Genomic DNA, 20726 nt, shown 5'->3' on the forward strand with positions numbered 1-20726 from the left:
CCTAGATAGATAGTCCCTTCTTCCCGATCATTGTAACAATGAGCATCGTGATTAGCAACAATACGATCGTTGCACCAGGTGCTAAATTCCAGACTCCTGCTACAATTAATCCAATAACAACAGCTATCTCAGAAATGATAACAGACCATATAACGGATGATTTGAAACTTTTTGCAATCAATAGACTTATCGCAACAGGTATCGTCAACAATGCAGATACCAGCAATGCACCGACGATCTTGATCGCCGTACTTACAACTAAAGCTGTCAGAATTGTTATCATCATATTAAGCATCTTAACGGGTAATCCACTAACACTCGCTGCGTCCTCCTCGAAGCTTAAAAGAAAGAGTTCCTTGAAGAACATACTGACAACCAATACGACAATGACAGTAACTCCGCCTACAACGTATAGGTCTATTGTGTCTAGGGTGTAAATACTACCAAACAAATAACTCATCACATCTGTGTTATATCCCATGCCTAAAGTAAAAAAGAGCGAGGCCAAGGCCACGCCACCGGACATAATAATCGCAATGGAAAGCTCTGCATAACTTTTATAAGCTTTACGTAATTTCTCAATAGCGAAAGATGCCAGAATGGCAAAGACTAATCCTACTCCCAAAGGATACACTTCAATTAGAAATCCAAGAGCTACACCGGCAATGGTCACATGAGCAATGGTATCCCCAATCATGGATAATCGTCTTAGCACAAGAAATATACCTATAAGGGGAGCTGTAAGTCCTATCAAGATTCCACCAGCAAGAGCTCTTTGAAAAAAATCACTAAACATAATTTCAAGTGGCACGAACAACGACTCCTTAAACTGATTACATTAATTAGTAGTTACTGAATGTTCTAAATCATGTTCATCACAATTCTGAAGATCATGTGAATGTCTTACAAATAGACTGATATTTCCGTTTTTTTGCTTAGGGGACTTGCCTAAATAACCTTCAATCATATCCAAATCATGGGATACCATCAAAAAGGTCATATGATGGTGTGCATGCATATGGGTGATTAACTCAAAAAAACTTGCCTGTGTCGCAGCATCAATCCCTACCGTTGGCTCATCTAGCACAAGCAAGTCGGGATGGTTAATGAGTGCACGAGCTAGAAACACGCGTTGCTGTTGGCCACCTGATAGCTCCCCAACACGCTTGTTAGCAATATCCTGTATACGCATCACTTCCAGAGCGTCATCACACTGTTGATGCATTGCAGGACTTACACGGCGGAACATCGATTTATTATTATACATCCCTGAGAGTACAACTTCTCGAACCGTTGCTGGAAATAGAGGGTTGAAATTATTCTTCTGCGGAACGTAGCCAATACGCTCCCAATCTTTAAATGATTGAATTGGTGTACCGAATAATTTGATGCTGCCTTTATCCATAGGTAGAAGACCGACGATCAATTTCATCAAGGTGGTCTTACCCGCGCCATTCGAACCAATGATACCTACAAAATCCCGCTCTTTTACGGCAAAATTCACATCAGATAATACGCTCTGATTTCTATATGAGAAAGATACGTTATCAAGTTCAATAATATGCTGATGACAATCTTGGGCCGTCACTGACTTCATGAGTACTCCGCCCTTCTAATTAAGTTCTAACCTTTATTTTAAGGCTATTAATAAATTTTGCAAATTTTTCTCCATTAATGTGAAATAATCCTCACCGTTCTTTTCTTGTTCTTTGGTTAAACCTTCAACGGGATTAAGCACCATCGTCTCTACGTTGGCTTCACCAGCTAATGTCTTGGCAAGACGATCAGATACCAACTCTTCAAAGAAAATATATCGGATACCCTTCTCTTCCACTAATTGAGCCAAATTCAATATATCTTGAGCACGAGGTTCTGCATCAGGAGAAAGCCCCATAATAGCATGCTGTGTTAATCCATAATCACGTGTCAAATATCCAAAAGCCTGATGAGAAACAACCATTTCCTTTTGGGTTAGTTTGCCTAACTCTAATTCGAATTTACGATCTAGTTCTACTAATTTATCATTTAATTGTTGGTATCTTTGTTCATACTGAACTTGATGATCTGGATCTATTTCAACAAAGCTATTCTTAATGTTCTCTGCCATCACAATTGCTGATTTTGGGCTTACCCATGTGTGTGGGTCAATATGATGCCCGTCTACATCCGTCGCTTCACCGTGATTGTGGTCATCATCGTCAGATTCTATCGCTTCAATTAGCTTGATTCCTTTACTTACTTCTACTGCTTTGACAAGACTATCCTTATTAAGACTCTTCAAAAAGTTAGGAACCCATCCTTCTAATCCAGCACCGTTGTACATAAATAATTGTGCTTTCGATGTACTTAATATTTCTTTACTCCGGGGTGTCCAATCATGAGGTTCCACTCCTACAGGAATTAAATGAGTCACATTAGTATTCTCTCCACCAATAGCTGTTGCAAACATATAAATAGGATAGAATGTTGTAACAACATTCACCTTGCCTTGTTCCTGCATCATACTTGTTGTATTCCCACAAGCTGCTGTGATTAGAACAAGTAGCATACCCATTATGTATACAGCAACCCTATGATTGATCTTCTTCATATTAGAAAGCATCTCCTTTATTGTTAATCGTAAAGATTACTATTTGATTATAGAGTACGATCATTTCTATTGTCAATAAGATAGATATAAAGAACGGTACCCCAATGAAAGGATACCGTTCTTTACGATAGCATTTAATTCTTTTATTTCACAATTGCTCCATTTGGCATACCCTCTGGAACCGCGGCTAAAGTTAATTGATCTCCATGTGATGCCGCTAGAATCATTCCTTGTGACAATTCGCCTCTTAACTTAACAGGCTTCAGATTAACAACACAGATCACCTTACACCCTACTAATTGCTCCGGTGTATAGAATTTAGCTATGCCAGATACAACTTGACGTTGCTCAAATCCAAGATCAAGTTGTAATTTCAAGAGTTTATCTGCTTTTTTTACAGGTTCTGCAGAGATAACTTGAGCTACACGAAGCTCCACCTTAGCAAAGTCCTCAATACCAATTTCCTCATTATGTTCCACTGGCTCTTGCCGTTGTGATTGCTCCACATTCTTTGTTGCAGCCTCTACTCCGCCTGCCATAGCTTCAGCAATATAAGATACTTCTTGCTCTACATCAAGACGTGGAAATATTGGATCTCCTTTGACTAACTTTGTACCCGCTGGGAATAGTCCAAATGTCTTACCACTATCCCAAGTCGTAAATTCTCCTTGTTGCAATCCAAGTTGTGTCCATATTTTATGTGGCGCTTGGGTTAAGAATGGTTGTAACAAGATCGAAGCAATTCTTAGACTTTCAACTAGATGTGTCATGACAGATGCAAGTTCATTTATTCTTGATTCATCCCTAGCAAGAACCCATGGTTGCGTCTCATCAATATACTTATTACTACGACTTACGAACAAACCAATGGCCGTTAATGCAACTGAGAATTCCATATTTTCCATAGATTCTTCAACTTTGTTGTATGTGGCTACGGCGGCTTCTTCTATAGCTCCATCAAATTCAGTTACACCTGATTGATAGGCTGGCACCATACCATCAAAGTACTTATCAACCATCGCAACGGTTCGATTCAACAAATTCCCTAAATCATTAGCTAAATCTGAATTTACACGTTCAACAAAACTTTCCGGTGTAAATGTTCCATCCGATCCAAACGGCACTTCACGTAATAAATAATAACGTAAAGAATCTAAACCATACCGACTGATCAGCGTCACAGGGTCAACGACATTACCCTTTGATTTGGACATTTTACCATCCTTCATCAGTAACCAACCATGTGCAAATACCTTCTTAGGCAACGGAAGATCCAATGCCATCAGAATGATTGGCCAATAGATCGTATGGAAACGAACTATTTCTTTACTCATCAAATGAACATCAGCAGGCCAATATTTATCGAACAATTCTGTATTATCCGTTCCATAACCTAATGCAGTGATATAGTTCAGCAGCGCATCAATCCATACATAGATCACATGTTTAGGATCACTCTTTACTTTGATTCCCCATTGATATGTTGTACGTGAGACAGCCAAATCTTCCAATCCTGGCTTAATAAAGTTATTGATCATTTCATTCTTCCGAGATACAGGCTGTATGAAGTCAGGATGATCTTCATAATATTTCAAGAGACGATCTACATACTTGCTCATTTTAAAGAAATAACTTTCTTCCTTCACACGTTCAACAGGTCTACCACAATCAGGACAGTTCCCATTAACTAATTGACGCTCAAGGAAAAAGGATTCATCCGGCGTACAATACCAACCTTCATATTCCCCTTTATAGATATCCCCCTGTTTCAAAAGACGTTCAAATACATCTTGTACAACCTTGGTATGTCTATCTTCTGTTGTACGAATGAAATCATCATTGGAGATGTCTAATGTTTCCCACAGATCTTTGATACCAGCTACAATATCATCTACAAATTGTTGAGGTGTTTTCCCTGCTTCTGCTGCCTTACGTTCAATCTTTTGACCATGTTCATCTGTGCCTGTTAGATATCGAACATCATATCCACGAAGTTTCTTATAGCGAACCAATGCATCCCCCGCTACAGTTGTATAGGCATGCCCAATATGAAGCTTATCACTTGGATAATAAATCGGTGTCGTTAAATAAAATGTTTTCTTATTAGTCATTTATAATCATTCCTTCCACATTCATTGTTATTATATTTGGTCCGTAGACCATAAAATCACAAAAAACCCCCATCCCATATGGGACGAGAGTTATCTCACGTGTTACCACCCAAATTCCCTCTATCTTTACAGATCAGAGGCTCTTTCAGTCCTATTGACATATCAATGAGAACTGTCCATTAACGCTGGCACACGTCATCCCCTTACGCAGAATACTCAAGAGTACCCTAATCGCTCGAAAACAATTCCTCCCGGACCATATTCCAAGATTCACTTAGACCGGTTCGCAGCATGCCCGGCTCTCTGTACTAGGTGTAATTCTTGTACTTATCCGTTCCTTGGAAATCAACATATATTGATTAATATACTTAAGTCAATTGATACTTGTCAAGTATCTGAAATTTGTTTAGTTAGAAGTCACCTTTTTCACGCTTCATCTCTCCGTGGGGGGACTAAATCTACACCTCCAGGATAGAAAGGGTGACATTTAGCTATTCTTCTCATTGCAAGCCATGCACCTTTCAAAGGGCCGTGCACATCGATAGCTTCAAGGGCATAAGCAGAACATGTTGGATAGAACCGACATGTTGGTGGTTTTAAAGGTGAGATCACTTTGCGATATACGATGATAGGTCCCTTCATGACTTTACGGGCTAGTGTCATTCCAATACATCTCCATTCCTACCTGTAATAACGTTGATAGCCTGTCCTTCATGGTATCATCATTATCATATTCTCATCATGCAACATTATAACGTCAGCGTCAATTTACAAGCGCATCATCACGCACAAAAAAGAAAATCTCATATTTCTATGAGATTTTCTGCGGGTAATAAGATTAATTCAGTTACTTTCTTGGTGGTAGTGGTGTAAACACTAGGTTTACCGGCAAATTACTGCCTGGAGAAGCAGTGAACCATATTTCTACACGCTGCTCTCTTGGACCTGTGCGGTAGACAACACTATTATCGTGAGGTGTTAACAGTGAACCACCTTGCCCATTCCCTTCAGGAACAGATACAATATTCCCGTTAACCAAGATCATCCCTGAGTATTCTCCACCACGCGGATTAAACGTGATCAACGTATTAGCTGCTACTCGATTCATATTAATTTTGTACATTACTCCAAAGTTACCACGGTTTGACTCTATGTTTCCTGTCATCGGGTCAACACCAACAAGATTCGGATCTCCATTATTATCACCTAACGAGATACGTGCAGGTGTTGTGCCCACAACATCATCATATTCAATTAGACGAGTTGAATCAGGATATGTCCCCCGATTGTGTACGTCTCTGCCAAGATCCATTAAATACGGAAGGCTGACTAATGGATCCTTATTCGCTTCAATCATAATCACGTTATACTCAATAGGAGAATCACTCTCCAAATCAGCTAATAAAGAAATTACTTGCGTCGGCGTCATTTTAGATTGATTTAAGTCTTTGAGAATGATTTTACTTTCTCCTGGAGCAATTGAAATTGACTCTTTCACTAAAGGATTTTGCATTGACTGGAAGTAACGTTGTACCGACAATTTTCCGACAAAAGCTGGGAAAATGTTAGGACCCGCGAATCCAGAATCTAATATATCAATCTTAGCTTGCGATTCATTCTTATTTGTAGCAATGACATACATTTTCACATCTACCGCCAAAGCATTCACATGATGAATCATAAAGCGAGCTTTCCCTTGAGCTGTTTCGCGATAAACAACACCTTCGGAATAGACTGTTTCAGGACTGTTACTACGCAACAACGTTACAGGTTCTGAGGATACTCTATACGGAACTTGTTTCATTGAAGGTATGCTATTCCCATCAAATCTGTATTGACCTCCAATAGGAGTGAACAGTTGATTGAAATCTGGCTCCGTATATAATATTTCATTTGTTATTTGAATTGTCTTTTCATATTGGCCCTGTGCACCGTTCCCATCCGTTACTGCCAATTGTATCTTAACCGGTCCTGGTTTGAAGAAAGCGATCTGTTTATTGATCCAATCTCTCTTTACGATATTATTACGATCATCTGTACTTTCATCTTGAAACGTAATAAGTTCACCCATCTTGTATTCCTCTTTATCTGTGGTGAACTTCGCCACTGGGGGTAAGTTCGGCGCCTTCACTTCGATATTTAATGAATAAGGAACACTCCACTCACCATTACTATCAAGGACTGAATACGTAACTCGATGTGTCCCTACTACTTGAAAGATCTCTTCTCTACCTTCCCAGCGCTCTTCCACAATAGGGAGTCCATTAGGAGAAGATACTTCGGTTATATAATTCACCGTTGTTTCTCCAGCAATAACCTCTTTTTGTTGGATCTTAAATGAAGCCACTGGACTAGATGACAGTTTCATGATCACTCTCTTGTTGACGGAATCATACGTATAAGGAATATGAAGTGCTTGTGTTATAGAAGTTAATGGAACCATAAATATATTATTTTTTTGATATGCGGTGCCCTTCATCTGCTGAGAAACACCATTCACTGTATATCTATTGCTGTCTGTCTTGAATCTTAATTCATTACCACCACTTATTATAATCGTTTCCTTCGTCTTTTGGTTATAGGATAGCTTCAGTCCAACTCGATCTACCATGGAACGAATTGCGACATATGAGACACCATTCTTAACCATCATAGGTTGACTGGCTTTATACAACTTACCATCTTGATACATATCAGCGCTATTTAACATCATGATCAATTCGCCAGGATTCGTTGAGAATTCATTCTCAACTATTTCTTCAATGACTGGGAGATTTGTCTCCGTACCATACACACTTTCGGTTACAGTAGAATTCTCTTGAGCCGGTGTCAGACTGTCTGCACTAACTGGATTATGTAGAGACATCTGTGTTACTGCAAAGATCGCTAAAAATGTTATTCTCTTAAAATTCATTCGTATGCTCCTCTATTCCTATTTCTGTCTATTGGTTGTTCTTACCTTACATAAGTAATAGACGCAACTTATCATAAAAGGTTGCTACTAAGCAACTTAAAATATATACAAATGCCATTTTAATACACAAAAAAAAGAATGTCCCTAACCATATTATAAGGTTTGAGGACACTCTATTGAATTATTGCACTACATATGGTTGCTTACGTCCTTCTTCAATTATACGATAAGCACGCTGTACTTCTTCGTCTGTAGGTGAAGGAACACCTTGCAATGGATATTCTTTACCCATCGCTTCCCATTTATAAATACCCATTTGATGATATGGCAAAATTTCGAACTTCTCTACCCCATCTAACGAACCTATAAACTGACCTAAGTGAAGAAGATCTTGTTCTTCGTTGTGAATGCCTGGAACATACACATGTCGGATCCACATTTTATGACCATTCTTAGATAACCATTGTGCGGTATTTAGTGTTCGTTCATTACTTTTGGATGTTAATTTGATATGTTTCTCATCATCCATGTGTTTGATATCTAGAAGTACCAAATCAGTAACATCCAATAGTTCTTTAATTTTATCGGGATCATTAAATCCATTACTATCTAATGCCGTATGAAGATTCCAACGACTTTTCGCTTCTTTAAATACTTCAGCGACGAAACGAGACTGTAAGCTAGGTTCCCCACCCGAAACGGTAAGACCACCACCAGAAGAACGATAGTAATTGATATACGGCTCAATCTCAGATAAAACTTCTTCAACAGTCATCTCTTTGCCCTCATTAAGTCCCCATGTATCGGGGTTATGACAGTATTGACATTTCATGAGACAACCCTGCATAAATAGGACAAAGCGGATACCTGGTCCGTCAACTGTTCCGAAGGTCTCCAGTGAGTGTATATGTCCTTTGATCAAATGAAGTCACCCTTCCTATATCCGCTGTCTAGATAGATTAGTTAATCCTTATATATTGAAATTACATGGAACCATGGAATGTACGATTAATAACATCCAATTGTTGTTCACGAGTTAATTTAATGAAGTTAACCGCATACCCAGAGACACGAATCGTAAGCTGTGGATATTCTTCTGGATGTTCCATTGCATCCATTAGCTGCTCACGATTAAATACGTTAACGTTCAAATGGTGACCCTTGCTTCCAAAGTATCCATCCATCATCGCAACTAGATTAGATTTACGTCCATCTTCTTCTTTACCTAATGCCTTTGGTACGATAGAGAAAGTGTTCGAAATACCATCCAAGCTATCTTCATATGGAAGTTTAGCTACGGAGTTCAGTGAAGCTAAAGCACCTTTCTTATCACGGCCGTGCATAGGGTTAGCACCTGGTGCGAATGGTTCTCCAGCTTTACGTCCATCTGGTGTAGTTCCTGTCTTCTTACCGTACACTACGTTAGAAGTAATAGTCAATACAGATTGTGTTGGCAATGCATCACGGTAAGCTTTGTTCTGACGAATCATGCCCATAAAGGTTTCGACCAATTCAATAGCAATGTTATCTACTTTATCATCATTATTTCCGAAGCAAGGGTATTCCCCTTCAATTACAAAGTCAACTGCAATTCCTTGCTCGTTACGTATCGGTTTAACTTTTGCATATTTGATCGCACTAAGTGAATCTGCTGTAACAGACAATCCAGCAATACCACATGCCATGGTACGAAGAATATCGCGGTCATGTAGAGCCATTTCAATTCTCTCATAAGCATATTTATCATGCATGTAGTGAATCACATTAAGTGAGTTCATATAAAGCTTAGCTAACCATTTCATCATAGGTTTGAAATGTTTCATCACTTCATCATACGTTAGGTATTCAGACGTAATTGGAGCGAATTCCGGTCCAACTTGTGCTCCTGATTTCTCATCAATACCACCGTTGATTGCATACAGTAAACATTTAGCAAGGTTAGCACGAGCACCGAAGAATTGCATCTGTTTACCAATACGCATTGCGGATACACAACAAGCGATACCGTAATCATCGCCATAGATCGGACGCATTAGGTCGTCATTCTCATATTGAATTGCGCTAGTCTCAATAGATACTTTTGCACAATACTTCTTAAATGCTTCTGGAAGTTGCTCTGACCATAATACCGTTAAGTTAGGTTCAGGTGCAGCTCCTAAGTTATATAATGTATGAAGGAAACGGAAACTACTCTTCGTTACACGAGTCTGTCCATTAACGGACATCCCCCCAATGGATTCTGTTACCCAAGTTGGGTCCCCACTGAACAATTCATTGTAATCTGGCGTACGAAGAAATTTAACGATACGTAACTTCATAACGAAATGATCGACCATTTCTTGTGCTTGTTCTTCTGTTAAAGTACCTTCTGCCAAATCACGTTGGATATATATATCAAGGAATGAAGATACGCGACCAAGTGACATCGCCGCACCATTCTGTTCTTTAATCGCTGCTAAGTAGCCGAAATATAACCACTGGAATGCTTCCTTTGCTGTTGTTGCTGGTTCAGAAATATCAAACCCATGCATTTCAGCCATTTTCTTCAGTTCTGCTAAGGCACGAATCTGTTCAGATAGTTCTTCACGTTGACGAATAGTTGGTTCATCAATCACATCTAGTTCTAGTTCATTCAGTTCGCGCTTCTTGTCTTTCACTAAGTAATTGATACCATACAATGCCACACGACGATAGTCACCAATAATTCTACCTCGACCGTAAGCATCTGGAAGTCCAGTAATAATACCCGCTTTACGCGCTGCCCTCATATCGGAAGTATAAGCATCAAATACACCTTGGTTGTGCGTTTTACGAATATCTGAGAATGTTTTAATGATGTCATCAGAAAGTGTAAATCCATAAGCTTCGCACGCATCAATCATCATGCGAATTCCACCTTGTGGTTGAATAGAGCGTTTGAATGGAGCATCTGTCTGCACACCAACAATTTGTTCTTTATCTTTGTCTAAATAACCTGGTGCATGCGAGACAATCGTAGCAGCTGTATTAACATCAACATCCAATACACCGCCATTATCTCTTTCTTGTTTCGTTAAGTCTGAGACAATTTTCCATAGATCTGTCGTATTTTGTGTTGGTCCAACTAAGAACGCTTCGTCACCAGTAAAAGGAGTAATGTTCTTGAATATGAAATCATTCACATCTACTTTTCTACTCCAAGTACCTGTTTTGTAACTTCTCCAACCTGTTTGCACATTCTTTAATTCTTTTTCAATAACCGACATATTAATCCCTCCATCTATATAGTTATATTTCTTTTGAGATCAAGAGTTTGAAGGTATCTCAGATCTCATGGACCCTAGAATGTAATTTTTTTCACAATACACTGTCTAATAACATTCTGGAACCTTTATCTACTTTTAGTTTACTTCAAATACGATGAAACAACTGTGACAAACATCACTTTTGAGGTGATATTTGTCACGTTTATTTGAAAAATATTCAATTATACTAGTTTATTGTTTATTCGAATCTGCCGTAGAATGCATCTCTGTATACATCTGCAAGTTCAGTAACTAATGGCATCTTAGGATTAGCCGTTGTACATTGGTCCTCAAATGCACGATCTGCAAGATATTCAACGCCAGATTCAAATTCCTTCGCATCAAATCCGATTTGTTGGAATGACTCTTCAATGCCTAACGTTTGGTTCATCTTACGGATAGCGTTGATCAAGCTTGTAACGCCTTCTTCTGTTGTACGTGCTGGCAATCCAAGTATACGAGCAATTTCAGCATAACGCTCATCCGCTATGAAATGAGAATATTTAGGGAATGACGCGAATTTCGTAGGTTTCTTAGCGTTATAACGAATAACGTGTGGCAGTAGAATTGCATTCGTACGACCATGGGCTGTGTGATATTTACCGCCCCATTTATGCGCTAAACTATGGTTAATACCTAAGAATGCATTGGCAAATGCCATACCCGCGATAGTCGAAGCATTATGCATTTTCTCACGAGCCAACTTATCGCCTTCTAATGCAGATTTCTCTAGGTATTGGAATACCAATTGAATTGCTTTTATAGCAAGACCATCTGTGAAGTCATTCGCCATAACAGATACATAAGCTTCGATCGCATGTGTTAGTACGTCCATACCTGTATCTGCTACAGCTAGACGAGGTAATGAGTACACAAACTCAGGATCAACAATCGCTACGTCTGGTGTCAATTCATAATCCGCCAATGGATATTTCGTATTCCCATGATTCTTATCTGTGATTACAGCGAACGAAGTCACTTCAGAACCTGTACCTGATGTTGTAGGAATGGCTACGAATTTCGCCTTTGATCCTAGACGTGGATACTTGTAGATACGTTTACGGATATCCATGAATTTTTGTTTCAGACCTTCGAAGTCGGTGTCTGGATATTCATAGAACAACCACATTGCTTTCGCAGCATCCATTGGAGATCCACCACCAAGTGCGATAATACAGTCTGGCTTAAATCTATTCATCATCGCAGTACCACGATCTACCGTATCTGTTGATGGATCTGGTTCCACTTCGGAGAACACTTCAATTGCAACTGGCATCTGACGTTGACGTAGGTAATGTTCCACTTTTTCTACATATCCTAATTTCACCATCATTGGATCTGTGATAATCGCTACGCGTGTAATATCAGGCATTTTAGCTAGATATTGTGTTGCACCTTTTTCGAAATAAATCTTGTTAGGTACTTTAAACCATTGCATATTCACAGTACGGCGTGCCACCCTTTTTATATTAACCAAGTTGACTGCTCCTACGTTAGTAGAAACGGAGTTGCGTCCATAAGAACCACAACCAAGAGTCAATGAAGGTAAATTTGTATTATAGATATCACCAATTGCTCCATGTGTTGAAGGTGAGTTCACAATGACACGGCCCGTTTTGAGGCGATCAGAGAACTTCATAATCACTTCTTCATTGTTCGAGTGAATAACAGAAGAGTGACCCATACCACCAAATTCAACAATTTCTGCAGCTCTAGCGATCCCTAAGTCAGCATTCTTCACTTTATAACAAGCTAACACTGGGCTTAACTTCTCTGCAGACAATGGATATTTCGTACCCACGCCTTCTAGTTCAGCTACTAATATTTTAGTTCCTGCAGGAACTTGGATACCTGACATTTCAGCAATCTTAATGGCAGATTGACCAACGATAACAGGGTTAACTGCGCACTTATCAACATTCATAGCACCAGCAGTCAATTTACCCACTTCTTCTTTATTCAAGAAATAACAACCATTGTTGATCATCTTCTTTTTGACTTGATCGAAGATAGGTTCTTCTATAATAACAGCTTGCTCAGAAGCACAAATCATACCATTGTCAAACGATTTAGATAGTATCAAATCCGTTACTGCCTGATCGATATCGGCACTTTTCTCAATGAAACAAGGAACGTTACCAGGGCCTACACCAAGTGCTGGCTTACCACAACTATATGCTGCCTTAACCATTGCAGATCCACCTGTTGCTAAAATAAGTGCGATCCCAGGATCATTCATTAGAAGATTTGTTTTCTCCATCGTTGGTTCTTCGATCCATTGGATACAATCTGCAGGTGCACCATGTTTCACAGCTGCTTCTAATAGAATTCTTGCTGCTTCACTACTACATTTTTGTGCTGATGGGTGAAAACCGAAAATGATTGGGTTACGAGTCTTAATAGAAATGAGTGCTTTGAACATGGTTGTCGATGTTGGGTTCGTTACCGGAGTGATTCCCATAATGGTACCAACTGGCTCAGCAATTTTTTGGAAATTATCATATTCATTATCTTCAATTACACCTACAGTTTTGTCGTATTTAATACTGTGGTAAATATATTCTGTCGAGAACATATTCTTAGTAATCTTATCTTCATAAATACCTCTTCCTGTTTCTTCCACAGCTAATTTTGCCAGATACATATGTTGGTTCAAACCAGCAAGAGCCATAGCTTTAACGATACTATCGATTTGCTCTTGATCCATTTGCATGAACGCTTCTTGTGCTTTATCCGCCTTAGCAATCAAGGATTGAATATACCCCTCTGCTCCTTGTTTCTTCTCATGGACAACTTCATTTTTAACAGCCATTTCACTCATCCTCCCAGCAAATTTATGGTTATCTTTTTCTTGATTTCATCATAACACAAGCATTATGAAATTGGTAGTGAAATCTTTCACAAAGTTTCTATTTTATTTTCATAGCGCTTTCATTTCTATTATATCCTGTATTATCCATTAATACTAACGGTAATACACATCTCATGTATTTATATGCCTGTATTGTTCTTTACATTATCGTCTTCATCTATTCATGAATATTATATCCTTTATCGAAATTTCTCCTTATTCAATCTAGATAAAAGTGAAATTTATCACAAAGTTTTTAAATTTGCCACTATTAGGGGTGTTTATCTCCCCACAAGTGTGATTTTTAAGGGTATAATTAGTTTAAATTTAACCGAAAATTAAAGATAAGGGGATAACCAATATGACTACACATGTGAATGTTATCGAGGCCCGTGGAAATACTAGTTGCTTTTCAGAATCTAACTTTAATCGTTTATTAGTTACTATGAAAGATCGCATCATTCCTGAAGGATCGCATCTATTCTGGGAAGGTGACCTATCAGATAAACTCTTTTACATTAAACGGGGTCGGATTAAACTAACTAAATCTACAGATGAAGGCAAAGAACTTATATTGTATATGTATCAGACCGGGGATATGGTAGGTCAAGCGGATATATTCTTTAGCACCAAACACAGCTTTAATGCTGAAGTATTGGAAGAAAGTGAAATTGGTGTAATTGAGCATAAAGATTTAGAGATGTTGATCTGTCAACATTCAGAGTTCTCTATTGACTTCATGAAATGGATGGGTATACACCACCGCCTAACACAGACTAAATTTCGAGATTTAATGTTGTATGGCAAACCAGGCGCCCTATGTTCTACTCTCATTAGACTCGGTAACACTTATGGGGAGAAACAAGGTGACAATATTCTTATTAATAAAAAAGTCACTCATACTGATCTATCCAATATGATTGGTGCTACACGCGAAAGTGTTAATCGTATGTTAAGTGATCTACGCAAAAAGGATGCTGTAGAGTATGATGGCGGACTAATTGTCATTAAGAATCTAAAAATGCTACAAGAAATCTGTCATTGCGAACTATGTCCAAATGAAATTTGCCGAATTTAGTTCAGAACTATTGCAAATAAGGTGGTGTCCCAGAAGTCACGCAAATGACTAGGGGCACCACCTTAAGTATGTAACTTAGTTATTTATTTAATGATTCCAAGAACCTCACAGTAATTTCTTTGGGTCTTGTAATAGCACCGCCTACAACGACTGAAGATGCGCCAATCTCCAAGCACCGCTTGAACATTTCGGGTGTCAGCACATTCCCCTCAGCAACGACTGGAATTTCAACAGCTCCTAGAACTTCCTTCAAAAATTCAAAGTCATGATCAAATAATTTAGTTGTAGATGTATATGGTGTATAGCCATGAAGTGTAGTGGATACGCAATCAAATCCCAATTGCTCTGCCAACTTAGCCTCTTCCACTGTTGAGATATCTGCCATTAATGATATATCAGGATTCTTCTCACGACAATAATTTACTAAACCTTCCAAGGTCTCACCTTGCGGGCGAACGCGTATCGTAGCATCCATCGCAATCATCTCGCAACCACTTTCAAGTAGCTCATCAATTTCAGTCTTCGTTGCCGTAATGAATACTTCACTATCTGCGTAATCTCTTTTTACAATGCCGACCACAGGCAAAGAAACTTCATTCTTAATCGCCATGATATCTACTTTGGAGTTCGCTCGAATCCCAACTGCTCCACCTTCTTGTGCAGCTAAAGCCAATTTGGACATAATATAAGAACTATGTAGTGGTTCATGATCAAGTGCTTGACATGACACTACCAATCCACCTTGAATCTGCTGAAGCATTTCCACTCATCCCCTCTTTTAATTCGTGTAATATGCGATTGCTTCTAGAATCTCAGTATTTAGCGCTTCTAACGATTCATGATCTTCTGCTCTTACTGGAAGTAGTGGTAATCTTGGTTGTCCCGTTTCTATTCCTCTGATACTTAAGATATGTTTACAAGCGCCATACAACGAAGGGTAACCTAACAATTTAAGTATAAATTGATTGATTTTATTTTGCAGTACCTGTGCTTCGTTCAGGTTGTTCTCCACATAAAATTCATTTAGTTTACAGAACAATTCTGGCATAACGCCATAGGTTCCACCAATTCCACCATCTGCCCCCATAATTCTACCTGCTAAGAATTGTTCATCCGGACCATTAAACACGAGGAAATCTTCTCCACCATTCTCTTTAAACTGTTGAAGCTCAAATGTACTCTCTCCAGACATTTTAACACCAATCACCTTTTCTTGCTTCGCCATTCTTTTGAAAAGATTCATCGATAGATTAAATCCAGTTGTCTGTGGAATATTATAAATAATGAAAGGCAATGATGTGCTGTCTATCATTTGCTGCCAGTGGTTCTCTACTGCTGCTTCCGATAGACGATAATAGATTGCAGGAACAGCAGAGATAACGTCTGCTCCACATAGTTCAGCATGCTTGGATAACTCCACGCTCTCTCTAGTAGAATTAGCGCCTACATGAACAATGATGATTAATTCCCCTTTAACTTCTTCCATCACAGCTTCTAACACTTGTTTACGTTCTTCTACTGTCTGGAGAATGCCTTCACCTGAACTTCCACCTACATATAGGCCTTTAATACCTGTCGTTACGTAATATCTTGCTAGTTTCCTTACGCGATCTTGATCGACATTTCCTGCTTCATCATATACCGAATACATGGCGACATAAATACCTTCATATGTTGAGATTAATGTTGTCTTCATTGTCATTTCCACTCCGTCTCTTCATTATAATAAGAAAACACCGCACCAAATAATGCAGCTTTATTACCTAATTCCGCTGTTTTCAATTCTGTATTCGAGAAATTCATAGGTAAATAAGAATTCATATGAACCTTTATTTTGTCCAATAGAAATTCTCCTTGTTCAGAAACGCCACCACCAATAAGGATCATAGCAGGATCGATCAATAGAACAACTTCAGCTAATCCTCTCGCAATTTCTTCTGTCCAACCATCTATGATGTGATTGCATTTCTTATCACCTTTTCTTGCTTGCGTAAACAATTCTTGTCCATTTCCTACAAATCCTTGTTGAGATGCCATATTCATTAACGCTGACATGGAAGCTCTTTGTTCATAGGTAGTTCGAGTGTACTTATCATACAAAGAATGTCCGATCTCCCCAGCCCTGAACTGGTTACCCAACACTAACTCTCCATTACAGAATAGTGCTCCACCAATCCCCGTACCTAAGGTGATACAGAAAAAATGATCACTATGCTGTGCAGCACCTTTCCACTTCTCGCCACATGCTGCTGCATTCACATCATTGGCAACAATTGTGCAAAATCCAAAATTATCTTCAATCACTTGTTTCAGATTGGTCCCTTTATACTCAGGAATTGTACCCCCTGCATAAATAATTTCACCACTTAATGTGTCCACTACACCTGCAGTACTAATACCTACGCCTTGAATGCCATCGAAAGCATCTACTAGTCTAGTGATGATTCTTACAATCTCTTCAGGTATCCTAAGGTTTGCTTGTCCTTTAGGTGTTGGTACAGAATCATGCAAGACTATTTCTGCTGCATCATTGAATACGGCATATTTAATGTCTGTACCACCAACATCAATTCCTATGATATGCTTCATATGTCATCTCCATTATTCTTTCAACCTCCCCTTTATGTTCACAACATAAAGGGGGATATCTCTAAAGGTTACTCCTTTACTGCGCCAATGGATAGTCCACGAGTGAAATATTGTTGGAACATTATAAATATGACTAACATTGGAATAGCTGCAACTGTTGCTCCGGCCATCTTATAGGCAAAGTTAGGATTAAGATCCTGCATTAATGTTGCTACACCGACCATCAATGTTTTCATTTCCTTATTCTGACCAATCACCAATTGCCACAAGTAATCATTCCACACTTGAACGAAATTCAAGATGAATAATGCACCAATACCAGGCTTAACGATTGGAAGTAATATTTGTGCAAATGTTCTAACTTCACCAGCTCCATCTATTCTAGCTGCTTCTCTTAGAGCATCCGGAACGGTATCAAAAAATCCTTTTAATAGAAACACGCCAAATGCTGTTGCTACGTTAGGCCAAATCATGCCGTAGAGACTATTCACGAGACCTAAATCTTGAACGATTCTAAACAAAGGGACAATCATCACTTCTTTGGGGATCATTAGACTAGATATAAATATTACAAAGATGACGTTCTTTCCTACAAATTGAAGCTTAGAAAAGGCATATGCAGCCATTGAACTTGCGATTACAACCATGATAGTCGTTAAACCAGCTACAAATATACTGTTAAAGGCCCAACGTAATGCAGGCTGACTATTAAATATATCTGCATAGTTCGAGAATGTAATCGTTTTTGGCCACCAATCGGGGGGCATTTTAAGCACATCTGAACTATTCTTCAATGAACTTGTGAATAACCAATATAATGGGAATAGATTTAAAATGGCGAAGAAAATAATAATGACGTTCGCCGTGATATCGTACTTATCTCTCTTTTTCTTCACTATGGTTGAGCTCATAATTTATCCCTCACTTATCCTTGAACATCGCTCTGAGTTGAGGCACGGAGAATAATAATGTGATAAAGAACATAATGACCCCTACCGCGGAAGCGACGCCGAGCTGATTGTACTTGAATGCATTGTTGTAGAGATAATACATCATCGTTACAGAACCATTATTTGGACCTCCGCCTGTTAATAGCTGAATGACAACGAATATCTTAAGAACGGCGATAATGTTAATAATAGTTATATATATTGTTGTCGGCTTAACCAGTGGAATCAAAATATGAAAAATCACATTTAATCTGCTTGCCCCATCCATTTCAGCTGCTTCAAACAAATCTTTTGGCACACCAATCATAGAAGCGATATATAGAATAATAGCTTGCCCTACGTTGGTCGCAAAGGTTACAAAGATGATCACTGGTAAAACCGTTTTCTTATTACCTAATAGATTGATCGTACTCAAATCCATTTCTCTTGCCATATAAGAAATAAGTCCGTTAGCTGGATTAAGCAAGAAACCCCATACCATACTCATAACAACCATAGATACCATAACAGGAATATAGTAACTACCTCGAATAAATGATACGTATTTCGCATTTTTGTCAAATACTGCTGATGCCACAAACAAAGAGAATCCAACAGTCAATATGACAATAAAGAACACAAAGATTACCGTATTATAAATAGATTTAAAGAACACAGGATCATTGAACAATGTGATGTAATTATCTAGACCTACAAATGTCTCCGTCTGGTATTGCACCTTGTATAAACTTAACCGCATGCCTTCCATAATGGGATACACAATAAATATCAAGAACATTAGTAATTGCGGCATAATAAAAAGATAACCGGTCACGTTTTCTTTCAAGCGGTGATTTCGTAATTTCATGAGTATCCGTAACCTTTCTAAATTTGAAGCCTTGGTTTCTATGCAAACACAAGGCTTCAGATTGTTATTTCAAATAAAGAGATTACTTGTAAAGTGTTGAGCCTTCTTTGGCTTTTTGAATAACCACATTGCCTTTTTCTTGATAGTCTTTAATCGCTTGTGCAGGTGTCTTTTCACCAATATAGATCGCTTGCAATTCTGGATATAGTACTTGTCTAAGCTCACTGTATCCTGGAACGTTACCTGTGAATGCAAATGTATATTTAGCATTTGCATCATAAGCCATAAAGAAAGGATATTGATCCTTGTATTGAGACACAACGGATGTTCTTACTGGAATACTGTTCTTTGATGCCTTCACAAGTTCTGGATCAGTAGAGAAGAACTTAACGAAGTCTTTAGATACTTCTGTCTTCACATCGTCACCTGATTTGAATACACTTGCCCCAACAACATATGTGAAAGTAAGAGGATCTCCACTTACAGATGGGATATTCGCAAGACGAACATCAAATTTAGGTGCTTTTCCTGATTCCATATCTGCCTTGGCATTGTTAAACAATACGGCATTCGTAAAGCTGATCCCAAGCTGTTGATTCTGGAACATGGCATTCGCATCATTTGAAGATACCGATTCAGCCCCTGGATTGGTATAACCAGCTGTATTGATTTTCTTCAACCATTCTGCTGCCTTTACGCCATTCTCATCATCAACCACTATATTACCTTGATCATCAAAGAACTTATTTCCAAACATTCTTAGATAAGCTAGATTCCAAGTATCACCTTGATTGTTCAATCCATAAAGTGCCATAGGATAGGCATTAGGATATTTATCCTTTGGTGTGTTTGACTTTAACTTCTCAAGAATTTGCTCATATTCTTCTAAAGTCCACGTCTTGATCTCTAATTCCCCACCGAGCATATCTTCAAGACCCGCAGCTTTGAACATATCTGCGTTATACGCTAATGTACCTGGGTTATGTGCGAACGGATAGAAATAGATATCTTCTTCGAACGTTACGTTGTCCCAATAACCACTTGCAATATCACTTCTTGCACTGTCGTCTACAATATCATTTAGTGGTTCTAACGCTCCACGATGAGCATAGTCACCCATTGCGAATACGCTTTCATAAAACACGTTCGGAGGTGTTCCACCATTTAAGTTAACGTTTAGCAGTTCATCTCTCTGATCGCCAGCTACGACTTGAACATTTACTTTGACATCGTACTTATCATATTGCTTTGCAAACTTCTCTGCTGCTTCTTTAAAGAAACTATCGTAATCCGCATTATTCTCTGTCGCATCATAGACACCCTTCCATTGCGGTGTAAGCCATACTGCAATTTCCACCTTTTCTTTCTCTTTGACAGCGCTGTCATTGTTTGGTGCGGCAGTATCTGCTTCTTTACCAGAACACCCTGCAAGTAGAGACATCACCAAGATTAATGAAGTAAATAAAGTAAATGAACGTTTTTTAAACATAAGTAAACTCCTTTCAATATTCC

The 20726-nt window shown here is 38.7% G+C and carries 16 protein-coding genes and 1 other annotated feature; of the genes, 1 reads left to right on the forward strand and 15 read right to left on the reverse strand.

Features of this window, described 5'->3' with window-relative positions:
* Position 1 precedes the first annotated feature (1 nt).
* The 9 genes from ACH8E3_RS01745 to adhE all read right to left on the reverse strand — a co-directional run bounded on the left by ACH8E3_RS01745 (position 2) and on the right by adhE (position 13711).
* Positions 2-796, reverse strand: coding sequence for a metal ABC transporter permease (locus ACH8E3_RS01745; protein ID WP_458630906.1), 795 nt, complete (start codon positions 794-796; stop codon positions 2-4).
* A gap of 42 nt (positions 797-838) precedes the next feature.
* Positions 839-1597, reverse strand: coding sequence for a metal ABC transporter ATP-binding protein (locus ACH8E3_RS01750; RefSeq protein WP_458630853.1), 759 nt, complete (start codon positions 1595-1597; stop codon positions 839-841).
* A gap of 33 nt (positions 1598-1630) precedes the next feature.
* Positions 1631-2590, reverse strand: a complete 960-nt coding sequence (locus ACH8E3_RS01755) for a metal ABC transporter solute-binding protein, Zn/Mn family (protein ID WP_458630854.1) — start codon at positions 2588-2590, stop codon at positions 1631-1633.
* A gap of 143 nt (positions 2591-2733) precedes the next feature.
* Positions 2734-4701 (reverse strand): methionine--tRNA ligase, encoded by a 1968-nt coding sequence (gene metG / locus ACH8E3_RS01760; protein WP_458630855.1) that lies wholly within the window; start codon positions 4699-4701, stop codon positions 2734-2736.
* Between the two features lie 76 nt (positions 4702-4777).
* Positions 4778-5049, reverse strand: a binding site (T-box leader).
* Between the two features lie 78 nt (positions 5050-5127).
* Positions 5128-5364, reverse strand: coding sequence for a membrane protein insertion efficiency factor YidD (gene yidD / locus ACH8E3_RS01765; protein WP_458630856.1), 237 nt, complete (start codon positions 5362-5364; stop codon positions 5128-5130).
* 184 nt (positions 5365-5548) lie between these two features.
* Entirely contained in the window at positions 5549-7615 is a 2067-nt protein-coding gene (locus tag ACH8E3_RS01770; RefSeq protein ID WP_458630857.1) for a copper amine oxidase N-terminal domain-containing protein, read from the reverse strand.
* Between the two features lie 181 nt (positions 7616-7796).
* A complete protein-coding gene (pflA, locus tag ACH8E3_RS01775; protein WP_458630858.1) occupies positions 7797-8537 on the reverse strand; it encodes a pyruvate formate-lyase-activating protein in 741 nt (246 codons plus the stop codon).
* Between the two features lie 61 nt (positions 8538-8598).
* Complete coding sequence (gene pflB / locus ACH8E3_RS01780; protein ID WP_458630859.1) at positions 8599-10860, reverse strand: formate C-acetyltransferase; 2262 nt, start codon at positions 10858-10860, stop codon at positions 8599-8601.
* A 238-nt stretch (positions 10861-11098) separates the two neighbouring features.
* Entirely contained in the window at positions 11099-13711 is a 2613-nt protein-coding gene (gene adhE, locus ACH8E3_RS01785; RefSeq protein WP_458630860.1) for a bifunctional acetaldehyde-CoA/alcohol dehydrogenase, read from the reverse strand.
* A gap of 400 nt (positions 13712-14111) precedes the next feature.
* Between adhE and ACH8E3_RS01790 the strand changes: the two genes are divergently transcribed.
* Positions 14112-14828 (forward strand): Crp/Fnr family transcriptional regulator, encoded by a 717-nt coding sequence (locus ACH8E3_RS01790; protein ID WP_458630861.1) that lies wholly within the window; start codon positions 14112-14114, stop codon positions 14826-14828.
* A 79-nt stretch (positions 14829-14907) separates the two neighbouring features.
* Here the strand turns inward: ACH8E3_RS01790 and ACH8E3_RS01795 are convergent, their stop codons facing one another.
* The 6 genes from ACH8E3_RS01795 to ACH8E3_RS01820 form a co-directional block, all read right to left on the reverse strand.
* Positions 14908-15588, reverse strand: a complete 681-nt coding sequence (locus ACH8E3_RS01795; protein WP_458630862.1) for an N-acetylmannosamine-6-phosphate 2-epimerase — start codon at positions 15586-15588, stop codon at positions 14908-14910.
* Positions 15589-15606: 18 nt separating this feature from the next.
* Entirely contained in the window at positions 15607-16524 is a 918-nt protein-coding gene (locus ACH8E3_RS01800) for a dihydrodipicolinate synthase family protein (protein ID WP_458630863.1), read from the reverse strand.
* Positions 16525-16526: 2 nt separating this feature from the next.
* Entirely contained in the window at positions 16527-17417 is an 891-nt protein-coding gene (locus tag ACH8E3_RS01805) for an ROK family protein (protein ID WP_458630864.1), read from the reverse strand.
* Between the two features lie 68 nt (positions 17418-17485).
* The gene (locus ACH8E3_RS01810; protein WP_458630865.1) at positions 17486-18328 is read right to left on the reverse strand and encodes a carbohydrate ABC transporter permease; all 843 of its coding nucleotides are present in this window, start codon (positions 18326-18328) and stop codon (positions 17486-17488) included.
* Positions 18329-18338: 10 nt separating this feature from the next.
* Positions 18339-19214 (reverse strand): carbohydrate ABC transporter permease, encoded by an 876-nt coding sequence (locus ACH8E3_RS01815; protein WP_458630866.1) that lies wholly within the window; start codon positions 19212-19214, stop codon positions 18339-18341.
* Between the two features lie 82 nt (positions 19215-19296).
* Positions 19297-20703, reverse strand: a complete 1407-nt coding sequence (locus tag ACH8E3_RS01820; protein ID WP_458630867.1) for an ABC transporter substrate-binding protein — start codon at positions 20701-20703, stop codon at positions 19297-19299.
* Positions 20704-20726 lie beyond the last annotated feature (23 nt).

It is taken from the genome of Paenibacillus sp. CMAA1364 (assembly GCF_054373195.1).